The sequence below is a fragment of the Aeromonas lacus genome (assembly GCF_000764665.1).
In the GTDB taxonomy this organism is placed as follows: Bacteria; Pseudomonadota; Gammaproteobacteria; order Enterobacterales; family Aeromonadaceae; genus Aeromonas; species Aeromonas lacus.
On sequence record NZ_JRGM01000029.1, the window covers coordinates 41,880 to 60,946 of the forward strand.

Sequence of the window (19,067 nt, forward strand, 5' to 3'; positions counted from 1 at the left end):
CTCTTTTGTCTGTCGACAACGCCTTAGCTGCGGCGCGGCGGCAGCATATTGGTCAGGGTGTTGTCCTTGAGCACATGGTGGTGGAAGAGGGCGGCCACAGTGTGCAGGGCAATCAGGGCGTAACCCAGGTTGCCCAGGGTTTCATGCACCTCCTTGATAAACCCTTTGGCGTCAGGGCTCGGCGCTATCAGCGCAGGCAATTCAAACCCGAAGAAGGGGATGGGCTTGCCGGCGGCGCTCAGCAGCAACCAGCCACACAACGGGGTTAGGATGAGAAAGCCGTAGAGGGCGATATGGGCGAGCTTGGCCAGCTTGTGCATCAGGGGGGAGAGCTCGGGCACGATACGGGGCGTCGGGCTCATCCAGCGCAGGGCCAGTCTAACAAAGACCAGTGCAAAGATCAGCAGCCCCAGCATGAAGTGCCACTCTTTCATCAGGTCTCGACCCGGGTCTCCTTTGGGAAAAATGTCGCGAAATTCGATCAGGGCATAGACGGCGATCATGGCCCACAGGGTCAGCCAGTGCAGCCCGAGACTCAGGGTGCCGTAGCGTTGTTCACTGTTCATCAGCATGGTTGGTTTCCTTCAGTCAAAGAGTCACATCCGTGTGGCATCTCCCGATGAGCGAAACGATCGGAGGAGGCCAGCTCCATTGGCGACGCCTGCCGGATGCACACAGGTGCAGGCCGGGCGCCCGTTAGAGGAAAATCGTCTGTATTTTCCGCATGATACTGCCATGGAGATGGTATCACTGCCGGCTCGTTGAGGAGCTGATCAATACCACACAATTTACAGGTTAATTAAACCGTGAGCAGTGTGAAGCGCCCGTGAAAAGATCTGCCTGACCCTGATGGTCAGGCCGGTTCGATGGCAATGACCAGACAGGCGGGCTCGCTGATCCGAAAGCGCACATTACAGTTGAACAGCCGCACGCCGTACTCCTTCTCGTCCGGCTTGCCCTTCTTGTAGGCAGGGCGAGGATCTTGCGCCAGTACTTCGCTGACCAGCTGGCGCAGCTCGGGGTAGCGCTGGCTCCACGTTTGCAGCTGCAACTCGGCGTCCGGGCTGAAGCTCACCGCCAGCGGCGGGGTCGGGGCATCGGGGGCAAAGCCGCCACGGGCTTCCGGCAGGCTGTCGGCATAGGGAATATAGGGTTTGATATCGACGATGGGAGTGCCATCGAGCAGGTCGACGGCCCCCAGCTCCAGCCAGAGTTTGCCGCGCTCGCGACCTACCCCGTGCAGCTCGACCACCGAGAGACCGAGTGGATTGGGGCGAAAGGTGGAGCGGGTAGCAAAGACCCCGACCCGCTCGTTGCCGCCAAGGCGCGGCGGGCGCACCGTCGGATTCCACCCCTGCGCCATGGTCTGGTGAAAGACGAAGCTGAGCCACAGATGGGAGAACTGCTCGATGCCGCGCAGCACGTCCGGCTGATCGTAGGGGGGGAGCAGCTCGAGGCGGGCACGGGCCGATTTGACCAGGCCGGGCTGGCGCGGAATGGCGAACTTCTCCTTGTAGGGAGAGCGGATAATCCCGAGGGTGTCGATTTCGAACTTCATGGCGGATCCTGGCTGAAAACCCTGGCAATTTAGCACATGCAGCCCCAAAACGCAGGCTTCCCCGCGCGGCTCCCTCGCCGCCTGCTGCCGTGATCCCCGTCCCATCCCGGTATATCGAGGGCTGTGCCTTGGCGCCAAGTTGCGTAGGGTGGGACAAACAGGAGGAGCTGTGCTGGCTCGCCACGGTGCGAAGACCGCAACAATAAGCCGGATGGGGAGGGGGAGGGATGAAACTGCTGATTATCGGTGGCACCGGATTTTTGGGGCGTCACCTGACTGCGCTGGCGCTTGATTGGGGTCACGAGGTGACCCTGTTCAATCGCGGCCATCACCAGCATCCCGACTGGCGGGAGCTGGAGCAACTCACCGGTGATCGCAATGGCGATCTGGGCGCGCTGCAGGGAGAGGGGCGGCAGTGGGATCTGGCCATCGACACCTGCTGCTATCGGCCAGAGCAGGCGGCGAGCCTGTCGATGGCCCTGCTTGGGCGCTGCGAGCGGCTCATCTTTATCTCCACCATCAGCGTCTATCGCGACTTTGCCCAACCCGGAATGGATGAATCAGCGCCCCTGCATGCCACCGGTGCGGGCGAGCAGCCCGAGGAGTATGGCCCGCTCAAAGTGTTGTGCGAAGAGGAGTATCGCGCCCGCTGGGGTGAGCGGCTCTGCATCCTTCGCCCGGGCGTATTGTGTGGCCCCCATGATCACACCGGCCGTATGGCCTGGTGGGTGAAGCGGGTGCAGCAGGGTGGACGCTGGCTGTTGCCGGGGACGGGGCAGGATCGACTGCAGTATCTGGATGTGCGCGACTGCGCCGAGTTTGTGCTGCGGGCTGCCGAGCAGCAGTTGACGGGAGTTTTCAATCTGGTCAAACCGGGTATTGCGCTGGCAGATTGGGTCGAGCGGTTGGCGGCGAGAGTGGGGACGGCTACGCCCATTGACGCTGAGTGGGCGCCCTGGCAGGCACTGCTCGCGGCCGGTGTCGAGCCCTGGCTGAGCTATCCGACCCTGCTGCCCAATATGTTGCCGGAGTATGCCGGTTATGGCCGCATCAGTGCCGAGGCGGCCATCGTGCACGGTCTCAACTTCCGGCCGCTGGAGGAGACGGCCGCCGATCTGGCCGAGTGGCTGGCACGCACGCCGGATGCGGTGGTGGCTGAAGGGATGACCATTGAGCAAGAGATGCTGCTGCTTCAGCAGGTGAGATAGCGCAAGTGCGGATAGACGCGCCATGCAATCCCTGAAAACAAGAGGGCATCGTAATGATGCCCTCTTGTTTTTATTTTTACCGGCATTGCATGCGGGGGCTAGCGGATGGCCGCACCTGCGGCCGCCAGCAACTCCCGCAAAATGGCGCGATGGCAGCGTGACTCCTGCTCGCAGTAGCAACCCACCGACAGGTTGGTGGTGTGGGAGAGGGCAGCAAGCAGTGCCAGATCGTGTTTGGCTGCCGGGGTCGCCAGCTCCGCCTTGTACGCCTTGCCAAAGGCAGCCCACTGGGCGGGCGTCTCTGCGGCTTGCCCCAGCTTCATGGTTTCGCTGCCGGGGGCCAGGTTCGGGAACCAGACGTCATACCAGTTCTGGCTGGCAAACTCGGTCTTTGGTACGCCGCGTGGCGGGCGACGTACCGTGCCGATCCGCAGTCCTTCGTCGGGGAGGCGGGGCGAGCCGAGACGCACGATGGCGAGCGCCATGAGCCGTTACTTCTCTTCAGCCACTTTCAGCGCCTGACCGTAGCAGATCACCTGCTTCAGGCAGCCGGGGGTATCGCTGAATTCGCTGCACTTGTCGAAGGTGACGCCGTTGCCGCCCATGTCGGCAGCGCGGCGGCGAGCCAGGGTGCGCGCTTCACCGGCGTTGGGCACCGGTTGCTTGGCATCGGCCTGGCACGATTCCCCCTCGACGGTGCCGAGGTAGAGGTAGTTGAGATCGGCCAGCTGAGCTTGCTCGTAAATCCGCACGCTACCGGGTTTGAAGTAGTCGTCGAAGTTCTCTTTATCCAGATTGCTGTTGAAGGCGTAGTTGGCACAGCCGGAGGCAATCAGGGGCATCATCAGGATCAGGCGTTTCATCATCTCGTATCTTGTGTCGGTGATGAGGACAGTAGAAAGGCGCAGGCGCTCCATGTCGGCATCTTGTTGAATAATGAGGGGCCATTATAGGGGCCAGTCGCCTGTGGCGGCCAGCCCCGTTTTGACCCTGAATGTCAGGGTGTGACCGCCATCAGGCAGATATCAGACCGGTGCCAGCCGTTGATGCAGGCTGCGATAGTACTCATCCTCCAGCAACTCCTGATGGGGAGCGCAGAGGCGGATCTGCCCCTCTTCCATCAGGGCGATGCGATCCATCTGCTCCAGCCCCAGCAGGCGGTGGGAGATGAGCAGCATGGAGCGGTCGGCTCCCAGGGTGAACAGCAGCGCCATGATCTCCCGCTCGGTCTGGCTGTCGAGCCCCTCGGTCGGCTCATCGAGCAGCCAGAGCGGCGCATCGTGCAGCAGGGCGCGGGAGATGCCGATACGGCGGCGCTCGCCACCGGAGAGGGGTCGGCCACCGTCGCCGAGCCAAGCATCCAGACCTGCTTCATCTTCCAGCAGGGTGGCAAGGCCAACCCGGGTCAGCACTTCGACCAGCTGTTCGTCAGTAGCGGTCGGAGCCGCCAGCTTGAGGTTGCCCCGCAAGGTATCGGCAAACAGATGCACCCGCTGGCTCACCACCGAGATGGAGGCGCGCAGCGCCCCTTCGCTGTAGTCGGTCAGCGGTTTGCCATCGAGCAGAATTTTGCCCGCCAGCGGGCTCCACTCCCGGGTCAGCAGACCCATCAGGGTCGATTTGCCACAGCCGGTCTGGCCCAGCAGCGCCAGCTTCTCGCCTGCGTGCAGTTGCAGGGTGCAGCCGCGCAGCACCGGCTGCGGATTGCCGGGATAACCGAAGTAGAGGTCATTGATCAGCAGGGCACCCTGGCTGGCGTGGGCCTGTTCGCTGCCCCACTCGGGCGCTTTGGCCTCCTGCAGGATCTCGTTCAGGCGGCGTGCCGAGGTGAGGCTGGTGGAGAGGTGCTGGAAGGAGCCAGCCAGCGGCATCAGCGCTTCGAAGCTGGCTAGCGTGGCAAATACCATCAGGGCGGTAACGGGATCGGGCGCAGCCCCTGCAACCCCGTGGCCTGCCATCCAGAGCATCAGGGTCAGGGTCCAGCCGCTCAGCAGTTGCACCGAGAAGTTGGCCAGCCCGCTCACCTTGGCCATGCGGGCCTGGGCGGCGAGCAGTGCCTGCTCGGCCTGTTGCAGTTCACCGAGTACCTTGGGGGCGGCGGCAAACATCTGCAGCTCGGCCTGACCATCCAGATAATCCACCATGCGGGTGCGCAGACTGGCCTTTTCGGCGATCAGTGCCTGACCGGGGCGACGGCCGAGGAAGTAGAACACTAGCGGCAAAGCGATCATGCCAAACAGCAGAATGGCGCCGAGGGTCAGGGCGAGGTGACTGTCGAAAAACGACAGGAAGAAGACCAGTCCGGCACTGCTGAGCAGGGCCGCGCCGATAGGGGTGAGCAGGCGCAGGTAGACGTGGTCCATGGCGTCGATATCGGCCACTAGCCGGTTGAGCAGATCCGCCTGACGAAAGCCTGCCAGCGTACCGGTGGAGAGTGGCGAGAGCTTTTGCCAGAACCAGACTCGCAGCCGGGTCAGTACCCGGAAGGTGGCATCGTGGCTCACCACCCGCTCACCCCAGCGACCTGCGGTGCGGATGATGGAGAAGAAGCGCACCCCGCCAGCCGGCGTCATGTAGTTGAAGCTGTCTCGACTGGCGACGGCCATCCCGGCAACGGCGGCGGCAGAGAGGAACCAGCCGGAGAGCGACAGCAGCCCCATCCCGGCAATCAGGGTGACCAGTGCCAGCAGCAGGCCGAGGGAGAGGCTGAGCCAGTGTTGACGGTAGAGGCGCAGAAACGGCAAGAGATCAGTCATCGAGAGAGCCCTCGGAACGTTGGGAGAGCAGCCGGGCGAATGGCCCCTCTGCCTGACAAAGTTGCTGGAAGTTGCCCTGTTCCACCAGCTGACCGCGCTCCAGCACCAGGATCTGATCCATCTTGCCGAGCTGGTCGAGGCGGTGGGTGATCATCAGCAGGGTCTGGTTGGCCATCGCCTCTTCAAGGGTGGCCATAATGGCCCGCTCCGAGTGGCGATCCAGACTGGCAGTCGGCTCGTCCAGCACCATCAGCTGGGTCGATTTGAGCAGGGTGCGCGCCAGCGCGAGGCGCTGGGCCTGACCGACCGAGAGGCCGCCCGCCTGATCGCCAACCGGATAGTCAAACCCCTTCTCCATGGCAAACTCCCATGCCTGCGCCCGTTTCAGGGCCTCCTCCAGCTCGGCATCGCTGGCTGCTGGCTTGGCCAGCAGCAGGTTGTCGCGAAGAGAGGCGTGAAACAGTTGCGGGTTTTGCGAGAGCCAGCCCAGTTGCAGGCGCCACTGACTCATGTCGAGGGTGGCCAGCTCCTGACCATTCACCTTGAGCTCGCCGCGATAGGGGGCAAAGCCGAGCAGGGCGTTGACCAGCGAGCTTTTGCCGGCACCACTGATGCCGACCAGGGCGGTGCGTGAACCGGCTGCAAGGGTGAAGTCGATGGGGCCGACCAGCACCTTGCCCTCGGCGCTCAGCACTTCCAGACCTTTGGCTTCAACCTTGATGGGGCTGTCGGCGTGGAAAGGGGTGCTGCCTGCGGCTGGCTCGCTCACCTCGGCTTCGAGGAATTCGAGCAGCTGTTCGGCAGCGCCGATGGCCTGTGCCTTGGCATGGTAGTGGGCACCTAGTTCGCGCAACGGTGCGTAGAGCTCGGGGGCAAGGAAGAGCACGAACAGGCCGGTAAAGAGAGTAACTTTGCTGCCATAGTGGCCAAAATCGAGGTGATCGATATAGGAGAAGCCGAAGTAAACGGCGACCAGCGCGACCGAGATGGCGGCGAAGAACTCCAGTACGGCGGTGCTCAAAAACGCAAGGCGCAGCACTTCCATGGTGCGCTCGCGAAAATCTTCCGAGGCGTCGCGAATGGCGTCGCCTTCAGCCTGGGTGCGCATGAAGAGTTGCAGGGTTCGCAGCCCCTTCAGGCGATCGAGGAAGTGGCCGGAGAGACGAGCCAGCGCCTGGAAGTTGCGGCGGTTGGCATCGGCGGCACCGACACCGACCAGGATCATAAAGATGGGGATCAGAGGGGCAGTACCCAGCAGGATCAGGCCCGCCGCCCAGTTGACCGGGAATACGGCTACCAGAATGACTACCGGAATAAAGACCGCGATGGCCATTTGTGGCAGATAGCGGGAGAAGAAATCCTGCATGTTTTCAATCTGTTCCAGCAGCAGGCTGGCCCAGGTGCCGGCCGGGCGACGCTGGATATAGGCAGGGCCGAGACGGCTTAAGCGAGTGAGCACCAGCTGGCGGATGGTCTGGCGCACCACGCTGCCGGCCTTGAAGCTGGCCACTTCGCGGCCGTAGGCGAGTGCCGCCTTGCCGAGGGTTACCAGCAGCAGGGTAATAAAGAGGGGGATGGATTGTTCCGGCTGTTTGCCCTCAATGATGAAGCTGTGGAGCAGGGTCGCCAGCAGCCAGGCTTGCGCCACCATCAGAATGCCCTGACCCAGGCCAAAAGCGATGGAAATCGTGATCCAGCGGCGACCGTGACTCGATTGCGTGCGCAACCAGCCATAGAGACGTTTTTGCGTTTTTTTATCCATTACCACCATCCTCGCGTCGAGTGGCGCAAGACTATCCTCGCCGTTTGGCCTTGGCAACCTTGTAAATTATCTGTGTTGAAAATGTTTGCTTGAAAAAGCAACCGACTGTTCAATCCTTGTCCGAACAGATTGATTTATTGAAAAAAGTGGCAAGGACGGCATTGCGCTCACCGGCAAAATGCATATAGTAGGAGCCCTGACGCGGGTGTAGTTCAATGGTAGAACGGTAGCTTCCCAAGCTGCATACGTGGGTTCGATTCCCATCACCCGCTCCAAATTTCAGATGCCAGGCGGGCATCGTATAATGGCTATTACCTCAGCCTTCCAAGCTGATGATGCGGGTTCGATTCCCGCTGCCCGCTCCAGCTTCAACGCAAAAAGCCCACTCCTGCGAGTGGGCTTTTTGTTTGTCCGCGATTTGCTTCTCTTTTCCACTCTTCATGGCGCCCCGGGATCCGGAAAAAAGAAAAGGCGCCATAGGCGCCTCTTCGGATGGGTAAGCGGTGCGGAATTACTCCTGCTCCAGCTCGCCGCAGAAACGGTAACCTTCGCCGTGGATGGTGGCGATGATCTCCGGGGTATCGTTGACACTTTCGAAGTGCTTGCGGATACGACGGATGGTCACATCAACGGTACGGTCATGCGGCTTGAGCTCGCGGCCGGTCATCTTCTTCAGCAGCTCGGCACGGGTCTGGATCTGGCCCGGGTTTTCGCAGAAGTGCAGCATGGCACGGAACTCGGAGCGCGGCAGCTTGAACATGTCGCCAGTTGGGCTGACCAGTGCGCGGCTGTTGATATCCAGCGCCCAGCCGTTGAACAGATAACGCTCAACCAGCTTCTTCTCTTCGCCACCGGCAGCCACGTTCATGGTACGGCTCAGCAGGTTGCGGGCACGGATGGTCAGTTCGCGCGGGTTGAACGGCTTGGTGATGTAATCATCGGCGCCGATCTCCAGACCCAGGATCTTGTCCACTTCGTTGTCGCGACCGGTCAGGAACATCAGGGCGATGTTGTCGTTCTCGCGCAGTTCACGGGCCAGCAACAGGCCGTTCTTGCCCGGCAGGTTGATGTCCATGATCACCAGATTGATGGTGTGAGAGGTGAGGGCCTGATGCATCTCGTCGCCGTTGTTGGCTTCGAGTACGATGTAGCCTTCTGCCTCGAAAATGCTTTTCAGGGTATTACGAGTGACCAGTTCGTCTTCGACGATCAGAATGTGTGGTGTTTGCATGAGTATTCCCAGATTCTTATCAGTTAATTATCTTAAATTTAACACTTCTTGGCGTTTCAAGCCGATTTCCTGACTGATCCTGAAAATTAATTACGTCATCCTGGGTATGAAGGTCAGGTCGGCATAGTGTGAATTTGGCATCAGTATCGGCAAATATCCCTGTGCCACTTATAGGTTCCCGAGAAGACTACTCGAGCAAAGCCTGGAAAGGTCATCCATTACGAAGTTGCCGCATTTTATCAGTTAACAGGAGCATAACAACACCCTTTGCCGTCAGATAGCAACTTTTTAACTCTGTTTTGATATAGGTCAAACCGTAGCACAACAGCATCATACTTGGCCTTAACCGTGTTTTCGCCCCTATAAAATGTAATGGAATGTAACATGTGATTGACATGATTTTGTGGGAAAACTACAAGAAAATTTGCTTTTTAGCGCCATTTGGAATGCCTTCCTGGCCCGAATTTGCCATCGTTCCAGCCTGGAATCCAGCCAGCCAATGGGTGGGAGAGCGTCGCAACCGGCGTCGCGAGCGGGCACTTTGGCGTCATCTGGAGGCCATGCCGGGCGTCAATATGGCTGGCCCAGTGTGGGGGATGGCACCGGATGAAAGCTGGCGTGAGTCCTCGCTCGCTGTGGCGCTGCCCCTGCCAGAGGCTTGCGCACTGGCTGCCCGCTTTGGCCAGAACGCCATCTACTGGGTCAAAAGGGGACAACTCTGGTTGGTGCCGGTATTAAGCGATAAATCAGCAGTTTGTCTGGGAGATATCGCTGCTTTCTGGATTGTCAGAGCCAATTGTTGATGAAAGAATGAACATCTTCATGCATCTGAAAGGAATCAAATCATGCTGGATCTTCTGCCCGACCTCTGCGATCAGCACGGCGATATGCTGCAAGTGGCTGAACCCTGTTTTCACGATTTCGGTGGCAAGGCGATCTTCTATGGTCGCGCCGTGACCCTCTCCTGCTACGAAGACAACAGTCTGGTGCGGGAGTTGGTGAATCGTCCCGGCCAAGGCAAGGTGATGGTGATCGATGGGGGCGGTTCACTGTGTCGGGCTCTGCTTGGTGATCAACTGGCCATCAAGGCGGTGGAGCAGGGGTGGGAGGGGATCCTGATCCACGGCGCGGCGCGGGATGTGGGCACTTTGGCCACGCTGGCGCTCGGGGTCAAGGCGCTGGCGGCCTGTCCGGTCAAGACCGAGAAGCGCGGGCAGGGCGAGCTTGGCGCGGTAGTGAACTTTGCCGGCGTGACCATTCATGAAGGGGATTACATCTACGCGGATCGCAACGGCGTAGTGGTGAGTGCCACGCCGCTGATCTGATTCAGAAGTTGAAACCCACCCCCAGGCTCAGCGCCTGATCGGCCGTAAAGGCGCTGACGCCGTAATTGGCGGTCAGGGAGAGTCTGGGGGTCAGCAGCAGGCTGGAGTTGAGCTCCAGCAGGGTGCTGCCCTGATTGAGTTCCAGATGGCGGATCTGGCTGCCGACATTGAAGGCGGGGGAGAGTTGATAGCGTACCCCCGAGCTCATGTTGAAACCTGATTGACGGTTCTGATCCGCGACCGCCGGCCCCGCTTCCATAAAGAGGCTGACATCATCCATCACCGGATATTGATAGCCGCTGTTGACCAGCCAGAGATCAAAACTGTCGCTGTGATGGCTCTGACTGTTGAGCAGTACCCCGGAGTAACTTTTGACATAAAGTGCGGGGTCGGCTGGCTGCTTGAAGAGATCCCAGTCGGCAGCCTGAGCGGCCACGCTGGTGCAGGATGCGAGCAGTGTGATGAGTAGCGCCTTGGTCATTCTTTTCCCCTCCCTGGGTCCGGAACTGAGCTTAAGCATGGCACATGCCAGAGCGGAGTTAAGTGAACTCTGATCACAATAAATCGCTTTGGCTGAGGCGCTGAGCATGTTAAACAGGCTGCCATATTGATGAGTCCAATCATTAAGAGGTGAATCCATGAACAAGAAACTGACTCTGCTGGCCGCGCTGGCACTGGGAGGCTGCGCCATGGCGACCGGTTCTACCATGACTCAACTGCAGGCATCCGGCTGGCAACTGCAAGGTGCCACCGGCGATACCTTTACCCTGCAAGTTGTCGACGGCAAGGTGGCGGGCAAAGGCGGCTGCAACCGCTATTTTGGCGGTATCACCAAGCAGGGTGACGGTGTCTTGACGCTGGGGGCCATGGGCTCCACTCGCATGATGTGCATCGGCGACGCCATGAACAAAGAGACCGAGTTCCTGCAAAAGCTGGAGAAGGTGGCAACCTACTCCATCAACGGCAACCAGCTGACTCTGAGCGATGCCAACAAGGCGGCCCTGCTCACCTTCAACGCCGTTCCCGTGACCAAGTAAGAGTCTGTTGCAGACCCTTGGCTGACGCCCTCCCTGCCGGAGGGCGTCTTTGTTTTACCCACAGCAATCCGTTCCCGGCTTCTCCTCCCGATTCTTTGGCTCTTCCTTCTCATCATGGCGAAAGGAGTGTCTGCAAATTGATCATTTCAATGATTCTTGTATAGTTGAAATAAAAGAGCGTTCAACGAGGGGAAATTATGAACAAAGAGATGGCCACCAAGGTCTTCGAATCGCTGGCTTCCGGTATCCGGCTTGATGTATGGCGGCTGCTGGTCAAGGCCGGGCTGGAGGGGCGGGTCGCGGGCGAACTGGCCAGCGAACTCGATATTGCCCCCAATACCCTCTCGTTTCACCTCAAGGCGATGCTCAACGCCGGTCTGCTGTCGGTGGAGCAGGAGGGGCGCTTTCTGCGCTACCGCGCGAATATCCCCTTGATGCTGGATGTGATTGCCTACCTCACCGAGGAGTGCTGCGCCGGTCATCCCGAAGCGTGCGGCGTGATGCGCGCCGAGTCGGCCTGCTCCCCCCATGTTCTGCCTGCGCAACCCTGCTGCAACAAGGGGTAACCGGCTACGACATCCCCTGGCGGCGCCTTGTCAGGGTAATCAGTCATTCACATTTTCAATTACAGGTGCTCAAGCGAATAGCACCGGGAGTCATCATGTCTGCAACCTGTGATGCCAAGGCCGTGCCTGCCATCGGCTTTTTTGAACGTTATCTGACCGCCTGGGTCGCCCTCTGCATTCTGGTGGGGATTGGCCTCGGGCAGGGGGCGCCGGATCTCTTCAAGGCGATCGGCGCCATGGAGGTGGCCAAGGTCAACCTGCCGGTGGGGCTGCTGATCTGGGTGATGATCATCCCCATGCTGCTCAAGATCGACTTTGGCGCCCTGCATCAGGTGAAGGGTCACCTCAAGGGGATTGGGGTCACCCTCTTTATCAACTGGCTGGTCAAGCCGTTCTCGATGGCCTTCCTTGGCTGGCTCTTTATCCGCGTGCTGTTTGCCGACTGGTTGCCGGCAGATCAGCTCGACAGTTACGTAGCGGGGCTGATCCTGCTGGCGGCGGCCCCCTGCACCGCCATGGTGTTTGTCTGGAGTCGCCTCACCAACGGCGATCCCTACTTCACCCTGTCGCAGGTGGCGGTGAACGACCTCATCATGGTGTTTGCTTTCGCGCCGCTGGTGGCGCTGCTGCTCGGGGTCTCCAGCATAGTAGTGCCGTGGGATACCCTGCTCACCTCTGTGGTGCTCTATATCGTTATCCCGGTCATCATCGCCCAACTGCTGCGCAAGGCCTTGCTGAAAAAGGGAGAGGCCCATTTTGACGGCGTCATGACCCGCATCCAGCCCTGGTCGGTGGCGGCCCTGCTGCTCACTCTGGTGCTGCTGTTCGCCTTTCAGGGCAACGCCATCATCGAGCAGCCGCTGGTTATTGCCCTGTTGGCGGTGCCGATCCTGATCCAGGTGCTGTTCAACTCGGGATTGGCTTACTGGCTCAACCGCAAGGTGGGGGAGAAGCACTCGGTCGCCTGTCCTTCCGCCCTGATCGGTGCCTCCAACTTCTTCGAGCTGGCGGTGGCCGCCGCCATCAGCCTGTTCGGCTTTCACTCCGGCGCGGCGCTCGCCACCGTGGTCGGGGTGCTGATCGAGGTGCCGGTCATGCTGCTGGTGGTGCGGGTGGTTAACGCCAGCAAACCCTGGTACGAAGCGGGGCTAAGCCGCTAACTGATGGCCGCGAACTGATGCTATCCATTTTCTATTCACTTGAGTCATGAGAGACAGGCAAATGAGTGCAATCACCATCTATCACAACCCGGAATGTGGTACCTCCCGCAACACTCTGGCGCTGATCCGCAACAGCGGCGTCGAGCCCACCATCATCCACTATCTGGAGACGCCCCCCTCCCGTGACCAGCTGGTGGCGCTGATCGCCGCCATGGGCATGCCAGTGCGTGATCTGCTGCGCCAGAATGTGCCCCCTTACCAGGCGCTCGCTCTGGCGGAAGATCGCTTCAGCGATGATGAACTGATCGATGCCATGCTGGCCCACCCGATCCTCATCAACCGCCCCATCGTGGTCACCCCCCTCGGCACCAAACTGTGCCGCCCGTCGGAGCTGGTGCTCGATATATTGCCCTGCCAGCAAAAAGGGGCGTTCGTCAAGGAAGATGGCGAGCAGGTGGTGGATGCGAGCGGCAAGCGCCTCAAGTAATCATCTGAGTACTCAAGTACGGATTGAAACAGGGCCAGCATCACGCTGGCCCTGTTTCGTTGTGTGAACAAGTTGAAAAAGTTACTCCGGCCAATCGTTTTACCGCTTTTTCTGTGACGATGATCACTGTACCATCGCCGCCCGACCTGCCACCCGGCCGCATCTCCCCCTGCGACGGCGCTGGCGTCACCCGATACATGCTGTCACCCGGAACGTGAATGACCCCAGGATGGGACCCGCCACTAACCTGTAGGTTTGTGGTCTGCGTGTCGCGTGGGTCGGCACCTCTCCCGCCGGATCTCCCGCGACGCCTCTCTGCAGACTTGCCATATGAAACTCCTCTCTTCATAGGTGCAAGATGACACTGTTATTGAGTCTGGTCGGTATGCTGGCCCTGATGTTTATCGCCTGGCTGGCCAGTGAAAACCGCCGCGCCATCCGCTGGCGAACCGTGCTGGGTGCGCTCGCCCTGCAAACCGGTTTTGCCGCTCTGGTGCTCTATTTCCCCCCCGGACAAATCATGCTCGGTGCCATGAGCAGTGGCGTCTCCGCCCTGCTCGGCTTTGCCGACAGCGGCATCCGCTTCGTGTTTGGTGATCTGGCCAGCAACGGCTTTATCTTCGCCGTGCGGGTGCTGCCGCTGGTGATCTTTATCAGCGCGCTGATCGCCGTGCTCTACCACTTCGGCATCATGCAGTGGGTGATCCGGGTATTGGGCGGCGCCATTCACCGTCTGCTCGGCACCAGTCGTGCCGAATCTCTGGTGGCCACCGGTAACATTTTCCTCTCGCAAGGGGAGTCGCCGCTGCTTATTCGCCCCTTCCTGGCGGGTATGACCCGCTCCGAGCTCTTTGCGGTGATGACCTGCGGCATGGCCTCGGTGGCGGGCTCGGTGCTGGGTGGTTACGCCGGTCTGGGGGTGGATCTGAAATATCTCATAGCCGCCTCCTTTATGGCGGCGCCGGGTGGCCTCTTGATGGCCAAACTGCTGGTGCCGGAGCAGCAGCAGGTGAGCGATCAGACCGAGATCACCCTCGACAAGAGCGACTACAGCAACGCCATCGACGCGCTGGCGGGCGGCGCCATGGGCGGCATGAAGATCGCCGTGGCCATCGGCACTATCCTGCTCGCCTTTGTCAGCGTCATCACCATGATTAACGCCGGTCTCACCACCGTCGGCGAGTGGTTCGGCTGGGCCGATCTTTCCCTGCAGCAGCTGCTGGGTTATCTGTTTGCCCCGGTGGCCTGGCTGATTGGCGTGCCCGCCAGCGAGATGATGGCGGCAGGATCCCTGATTGGTCAGAAGGTGATCATGAACGAGTTCGTCGCCTATCTGGACTTTGCCAATATCAAGGCTGACCTGAGCGCCCACACCCAGATCATCATCACCTTCGCGCTGTGCGGTTTTGCCAATCTGGGCTCCATTGCGGTGCAGCTCGGCTCCATCGGCACCATGGAGCCGGAGCGCCGCCACGATGTGGCCAATATGGGCTTCAAGGCGGTGTTGGCGGCGACCCTGGCCAACCTGATGAGTGCCACCCTGGCCGGGATCTTTGTCTCCCTCTGATGAGATAAAACGAGGTTGCGCCAGTAAAAAAGCGCCCGCCCCATGTGGGGCGGGCGCTTTGCTTTATGGGCATGGTGCTAGCGAGAGTTTGCCTCCCCCAGCCTTGGGTTGAGGGAGAGGATACGGGTCTTGCTGACCCGGTGGCGATAGATCTCCCGCAGATAGAGCAGCGCCTTTTTCACCGATTCGCGGCTGAGGCGAATATCGTTGATGGAGACGAACTTCTCTTTCTCGCGGATAAGCTCCCGATATTTCTTCTCATACATGGGCTTGATGGCGTACCAGTTGGTATCGAGGATCTTGGCCGGGTTTTCGAACTCGTTGAGCATGCTGTCGAGCAGCGCATCGTTCCACTCCTCATTGCAGATCATCTCGATCACCGCCTTGTCCAGATGCTCATCGAAGCGATAGTGATCCTTGGCAAAGCAGCGCTTGATAAAGGCCACGATCAGAGTCAGGAAGTCATCGCTCAGGCAGGGGCTCTTGACGATCAGGGTGGTGAGGGAGATGTTGGCCGACGCCCCGATGACCAGCGCATAGCGCTTGAGGGTGGTATTGGGGAAGAGCCCGTTGAGGTGAGACTTGAGCCGGTTGAGATCCATATAGGAGAGCTTGTACTCCTTGGGCAGGGAGATGATCGACACCACAGAGGAGCAGTTCTTGAAGAAGTGCAGCTCGTTGAGGTGGGCCGGGTCATGGCCGCTTTTCACATAGTCGTCCAGATACTCCCGATAGTTGCCCGCCTCGATGGGCAGCAGACTGATCCCCTCGATGGCCTGGGTCATCTTGTTGAAGTGGGGCAGCTCGATGGAACGGGTGAAGAGATCATCCACATTGAGCCCACCCTCCTTGTCAAACAGGCCGCCGGGGGGCGAGATGGATTCGGCATACGCCACCGCCACCGGCCCCGCCAGACTCATAAAGAGATCATTGGCATCGAGCCGAATGGTCTCGCTGATGTCGATGCCCGCCCGGCGAAAGTAGTTCTCGTCGTAGTCGGTGGTGACGGCCTGAGCGGTGAGAATGTTGAAGATCTGCTGGGAGATGTACTGGTTGGCGTACTTCTCCATGGTGTTGACGTCAACGTGCTGGATCTCGCCATCGTCGCTCTCTTCGGCGTAGCGCATGATGTCGTTGGAGATCAGCATCATGGCATTCCAGGGCCTGATCCGCTTGAGCATGCTGGCATCGCACGCCTGCTCGTTGTCGAAGTGATAGGAGAAGTCCCACTCCTCGGCCAGGTACTTGCACAGCAGGCGCCCTGCGTTGATGTGCAGCGCTTCCGAGATCTCGATACCCCGATCACAGATATTGGGCAGGATGCAGATGCCGCTGGTGAAGATGGGATCGAACATGAAGTGCTCCCCGAGGGAGAGGTGCTCCTCCTCTTCTGACGGGGGGGAAAAGGTCTTGCTCATGTAGGAGTACTGCTGGGCCAGCCCGAACTCGGAGGCCATGCCGGAGCCGGTGCCGCCCCCGGCACTGAAGATGTAGAAATAGAGGCGTGACTGGTTGGCCTTGATGCCGCAGGAGTCCACCAGATAGGTATGAATGGCCTGCCACTCGGAGTTGGCGAAGTAGTGGGGGCTCTTGTTGAGGATGATCTTGGCCAGATACTGGCCAAGGATGGGGGCGTTACCCGCGCCCCCCGCGTGGATCTCCGACAAGTCCATCACCCGCATCTTGGCGTAGTCACGCAAGGAGCCACCTTCGCCGCTGCGATTGGAGTGGCGGATGCGGCCATCGATGTCCTTGTCCAGATCCCCCAGCATCACCATGGGCTCGATCAGAAAGACTGGCCGGGCCCCGTTGTTTGGCAGCCGCAGGTTGCGCCGGATCCAGCTCACCGGACCAAACTCCTTCTCCCGCTTGCGTTGCTCTTCACTGTTGAACTCATTGAGATAAAAGCTGCGGGCGTTGTAGACCAGCGAGGCCACATCCTGCGCTATGTTGGAGCCGCAGCGTCCCAGCCCCACCAGACAGACGGACGGAAAGTTGTGGGGCACGGCGGCGCCCGTTTCACTCTCTCCGATGGCGGCAGGAAACACCGCATGACGCAGCTGTTCCAGATTGGCGAGAATGCGGGCCAGATCCCCTTCGGTGTAGTAGAGGTAACGGTTGCCTGCGTCCTGCTCATCATCCGTGTTGATAGGTAGCAGATCGATATGCTCGGTCATGAAAAAAGATCCCTCTTGGCGGCGAATGTATATAAATCAGCAGCTTTTGGACTGCCCGGTAACTCTAGATGATAAAAAGCGGGGGCGTGGTGAGAGAGCGGTGAGAGTTGTGAGTGTGTGATCATGGGCACAGCAACAAGCCGGAAATCTGCCGGTACACCTCACCGGGCGATGGTGCATCATTCTTCTGCAAAGGGTGGCCACCACGTTCAATACCAGGTTGGCCAACGCGCCGTCAGCCGCTCTTTACGCGTTCATACAAAGAGACAACCGCAGGATCAGGAAGAGTGGTGCTCGCGCCCCGACGAGGGTTAGGGTTGAGGTAGTGAACGCTCTCTATCGGCTACCCGTTATCTACCACCGATAAAAACCACCGACCTTTTGCAGGTCGGTGGTCTTTTATGGATAGCGGCTGATTGGGTACCCTGACTTCCGGGCCGAGCAATGGGGCCAAATCCAGGGGCGTAGGGATGCGACTACTTCGAATGGGTGACGGGCTCTTCGGAGAGCAACTCGTTGACGAGTCCAACTGCTAAATGAATATTCGACTCCATCTTGTCGCCGTCCACCGCGTTCGCTTTCCATGATTCAGGGGCTTCGGGGTGTGGCCCGGAAACGGCCACCTTGCCTTTGCCGTATGAGCTGATCAGCGCGGCAATATGATGGTTTTGAAAATGGGCGATGACCTTGACCTGCTCGGGGCTTGGCACTGGCGTAAATTGCGGGCCGGCCTGGTAATACATCTGGCGCTCTTCACCAAGCCAGGTGATCGGGAAGATCCTGGCGCTAAAGTCGCCGTCATAATCATCGGATGTGGCAGGAACAAGGCCCAGCGCCGGCACAAAGCCTTCGTCCTCAGACCAGCCGCTGGATGCCACAAAGGCACCCCCACAGATCCCGAGATATCGGCCACCATTCTGCAAATAGGTTTTTAACGCCGAACGCGCTTGCGGGGTAAACCCATTGAGGAGCGGCTCAACATCATCCTCTGTGCCACCAACGATAAACACCCTGGCATTATCGAGCTCTGCAGGCAGCGCCTCGATATTGGAGAGATACCTGACTGGCAAGCCCACCTGCCTGACCACATCCGCAATCGCCTTCGTGCTATCCTCATCAGAAACCGGCCCGTTATAGATCAGCGCGTACGGCTCTTGCTGCGGCTGCGCAGAGGCGGCCTCTGCCATGCACCCTGTCAATAACCAAAGGCTGATAACGCTCGCAATCCGCACGACGCTTTTTGGTACATTCATCGCTGCCACTATCCCTGTGATGTGAATCGAAGAGACTACTTATCACGATCCCGTTCTGCATGTCAGCCGCTGTTAAATGAACATTTCAAGTTAACGTGCCAACGCTGATTGGGCCTGCGTTCGACACACAACGAACGAGCCAATACCGAAGGGCTAAACGACAGAAGCTCGGCCCAGGCTTAGGGGGCTCGTGTAACATCCGTTTTCATCACTTTCTGAGTGACGCCTCTTATGGCTGATGGATAAGAATTCGAGGGGGATATCCAACAACAAAAGAAAGCGCACTTCACCTTCACTTCACCGAGCGGGGGTAGGGTAGGTTCACGTTTTCAGTTGGAGCTTTATTCTATGCCCACCATAGTCACCCACGCCGCCGTCCCTCTCTGCCTTGGACTGGGGCTTGGCAGCCGGATTATCTCGCCCCGCCTGCTGCTGGCGGGGGTTGCCATCGCCATGCTGCCCGATGCCGATGTGCTTGCCTTCAAACTGGGGGTCGCCTATGGCCATGTCTTTGGCCACCGCGGCTTTAGTCACTCATTGCTGTTCGCCTTTGTCCTGCCCACGCTGGCCATGCTGTTTCACCGCCAATTTCGGGCCAGCGCCGCCACCGTCTGGTCGTTTCTGCTGGTCTCTCTGCTCTCCCACAGCCTGCTCGATTCCCTCACCACTGGCGGCAAGGGGGTTGGCTGGCTCTGGCCGTGGCGTGACGAACGTTTCTTCGCCCCCTGGCAGGTGATCCGGGTCGCCCCCTTCAAGCTGGAGGCCTATCTCACCGCCCGAGGTGAGGCGGTGATCCTCTCCGAGCTCTACTGGGTCTGGCTGCCGGGGGCTGTATTGATGCTGGTATTGATGGGATGGCGGGTGTCGAGAAAGGAGAGGTAGTGGTGGGATTGGGAAGGGGTGTTGGAGATATCGTGGCTGGGCAAAGAATCAAAATTGGACACCCATCTCTTTTATTCTGACGATGTGACGTTCAGCTA

At 59.6% G+C, this 19,067-nt stretch carries 19 protein-coding genes and 2 tRNA genes; 11 read left to right on the forward strand and 10 right to left on the reverse strand.

Annotated elements, in window-relative coordinates:
• Nucleotides 1-23: 23 nt before the first annotated feature.
• Nucleotides 24-572, reverse strand: coding sequence for a cytochrome b (locus tag LG31_RS0104690; protein WP_033113337.1), 549 nt, complete (start codon nt 570-572; stop codon nt 24-26).
• A gap of 281 nt (nt 573-853) precedes the next feature.
• Nucleotides 854-1,558 (reverse strand): tRNA (N6-threonylcarbamoyladenosine(37)-N6)-methyltransferase TrmO, encoded by a 705-nt coding sequence (gene tsaA / locus LG31_RS0104695; protein WP_033113338.1) that lies wholly within the window; start codon nt 1,556-1,558, stop codon nt 854-856.
• A 227-nt stretch (nt 1,559-1,785) separates the two neighbouring features.
• Here tsaA and LG31_RS0104700 point away from each other — a divergent pair, with 227 nt between their 5' ends.
• Nucleotides 1,786-2,766: an NAD-dependent epimerase/dehydratase family protein gene (locus LG31_RS0104700; protein WP_033113339.1), complete on the forward strand. Its 981-nt coding sequence runs from the start codon at nt 1,786-1,788 to the stop codon at nt 2,764-2,766.
• 98 nt (nt 2,767-2,864) lie between these two features.
• On the opposite strand, the gene LG31_RS0104705 is transcribed toward LG31_RS0104700, so the two are convergent.
• The 4 genes from LG31_RS0104705 to cydD all read right to left on the reverse strand — a co-directional run bounded on the left by LG31_RS0104705 (nt 2,865) and on the right by cydD (nt 7,284).
• Nucleotides 2,865-3,251 (reverse strand): DUF488 domain-containing protein, encoded by a 387-nt coding sequence (locus LG31_RS0104705; protein ID WP_033113340.1) that lies wholly within the window; start codon nt 3,249-3,251, stop codon nt 2,865-2,867.
• 6 nt (nt 3,252-3,257) lie between these two features.
• Nucleotides 3,258-3,629, reverse strand: a complete 372-nt coding sequence (rcsF, locus tag LG31_RS0104710) for an Rcs stress response system protein RcsF (RefSeq protein ID WP_033113362.1) — start codon at nt 3,627-3,629, stop codon at nt 3,258-3,260.
• Between the two features lie 162 nt (nt 3,630-3,791).
• Nucleotides 3,792-5,522, reverse strand: a complete 1,731-nt coding sequence (cydC, locus tag LG31_RS0104715) for a heme ABC transporter ATP-binding protein/permease CydC (protein ID WP_033113341.1) — start codon at nt 5,520-5,522, stop codon at nt 3,792-3,794.
• Nucleotides 5,515-7,284 carry a heme ABC transporter permease/ATP-binding protein CydD gene (gene cydD / locus LG31_RS0104720; protein ID WP_033113342.1) on the reverse strand — a complete coding sequence of 590 codons (1,770 nt, stop codon included), beginning with the start codon at nt 7,282-7,284 and terminating at the stop codon, nt 5,515-5,517. Before cydD ends, cydC begins: the two co-directional genes overlap by 8 nt.
• A gap of 201 nt (nt 7,285-7,485) precedes the next feature.
• On the opposite strand from cydD, the gene LG31_RS0104725 reads away from it, so the two are divergent.
• Both LG31_RS0104725 and LG31_RS0104730 read left to right on the forward strand, forming a co-directional pair.
• Nucleotides 7,486-7,559: transfer RNA gene (locus tag LG31_RS0104725), tRNA-Gly, on the forward strand.
• Nucleotides 7,560-7,574: 15 nt separating this feature from the next.
• A tRNA-Gly gene (locus LG31_RS0104730) sits at nt 7,575-7,649 on the forward strand.
• 146 nt (nt 7,650-7,795) lie between these two features.
• Here LG31_RS0104730 and arcA read toward each other — a convergent pair.
• Complete coding sequence (gene arcA, locus LG31_RS0104735; protein ID WP_005338193.1) at nt 7,796-8,515, reverse strand: two-component system response regulator ArcA; 720 nt, start codon at nt 8,513-8,515, stop codon at nt 7,796-7,798.
• 395 nt (nt 8,516-8,910) lie between these two features.
• On the opposite strand from arcA, the gene LG31_RS0104740 reads away from it, so the two are divergent.
• Entirely contained in the window at nt 8,911-9,318 is a 408-nt protein-coding gene (locus tag LG31_RS0104740) for a DUF3293 domain-containing protein (RefSeq protein ID WP_084059541.1), read from the forward strand.
• Between the two features lie 42 nt (nt 9,319-9,360).
• The gene (locus LG31_RS0104745) at nt 9,361-9,840 is read left to right on the forward strand and encodes a putative 4-hydroxy-4-methyl-2-oxoglutarate aldolase (RefSeq protein WP_033113344.1); all 480 of its coding nucleotides are present in this window, start codon (nt 9,361-9,363) and stop codon (nt 9,838-9,840) included.
• A 1-nt stretch (nt 9,841) separates the two neighbouring features.
• Here the strand turns inward: LG31_RS0104745 and LG31_RS0104750 are convergent, their stop codons facing one another.
• Nucleotides 9,842-10,321: a hypothetical protein gene (locus LG31_RS0104750; RefSeq protein ID WP_033113345.1), complete on the reverse strand. Its 480-nt coding sequence runs from the start codon at nt 10,319-10,321 to the stop codon at nt 9,842-9,844.
• Between the two features lie 157 nt (nt 10,322-10,478).
• On the opposite strand from LG31_RS0104750, the gene LG31_RS0104755 reads away from it, so the two are divergent.
• The 5 genes from LG31_RS0104755 to LG31_RS0104775 all read left to right on the forward strand — a co-directional run bounded on the left by LG31_RS0104755 (nt 10,479) and on the right by LG31_RS0104775 (nt 14,657).
• Nucleotides 10,479-10,877 (forward strand): META domain-containing protein, encoded by a 399-nt coding sequence (locus tag LG31_RS0104755; RefSeq protein ID WP_033113346.1) that lies wholly within the window; start codon nt 10,479-10,481, stop codon nt 10,875-10,877.
• Nucleotides 10,878-11,074: 197 nt separating this feature from the next.
• Nucleotides 11,075-11,443, forward strand: coding sequence for an ArsR/SmtB family transcription factor (locus LG31_RS0104760; RefSeq protein WP_033113347.1), 369 nt, complete (start codon nt 11,075-11,077; stop codon nt 11,441-11,443).
• 95 nt (nt 11,444-11,538) lie between these two features.
• A complete protein-coding gene (arsB, locus tag LG31_RS0104765) occupies nt 11,539-12,603 on the forward strand; it encodes an ACR3 family arsenite efflux transporter (protein WP_033113348.1) in 1,065 nt (354 codons plus the stop codon).
• 61 nt (nt 12,604-12,664) lie between these two features.
• Nucleotides 12,665-13,090, forward strand: a complete 426-nt coding sequence (gene arsC, locus LG31_RS0104770; RefSeq protein WP_152598299.1) for a glutaredoxin-dependent arsenate reductase — start codon at nt 12,665-12,667, stop codon at nt 13,088-13,090.
• Nucleotides 13,091-13,448: 358 nt separating this feature from the next.
• Nucleotides 13,449-14,657 (forward strand): NupC/NupG family nucleoside CNT transporter, encoded by a 1,209-nt coding sequence (locus tag LG31_RS0104775; protein WP_033113350.1) that lies wholly within the window; start codon nt 13,449-13,451, stop codon nt 14,655-14,657.
• Nucleotides 14,658-14,734: 77 nt separating this feature from the next.
• On the opposite strand, the gene LG31_RS0104780 is transcribed toward LG31_RS0104775, so the two are convergent.
• Nucleotides 14,735-16,834: a hypothetical protein gene (locus LG31_RS0104780; RefSeq protein WP_033113351.1), complete on the reverse strand. Its 2,100-nt coding sequence runs from the start codon at nt 16,832-16,834 to the stop codon at nt 14,735-14,737.
• A 476-nt stretch (nt 16,835-17,310) separates the two neighbouring features.
• Nucleotides 17,311-18,087, reverse strand: a complete 777-nt coding sequence (locus tag LG31_RS0104785) for a BPL-N domain-containing protein (RefSeq protein WP_033113352.1) — start codon at nt 18,085-18,087, stop codon at nt 17,311-17,313.
• Between the two features lie 348 nt (nt 18,088-18,435).
• On the opposite strand from LG31_RS0104785, the gene LG31_RS0104790 reads away from it, so the two are divergent.
• On the forward strand, nt 18,436-18,969 hold the full coding sequence (locus LG31_RS0104790; RefSeq protein WP_033113353.1) for a metal-dependent hydrolase: 534 nt from the start codon (nt 18,436-18,438) through the stop codon (nt 18,967-18,969).
• Nucleotides 18,970-19,067: the final 98 nt, after the last annotated feature.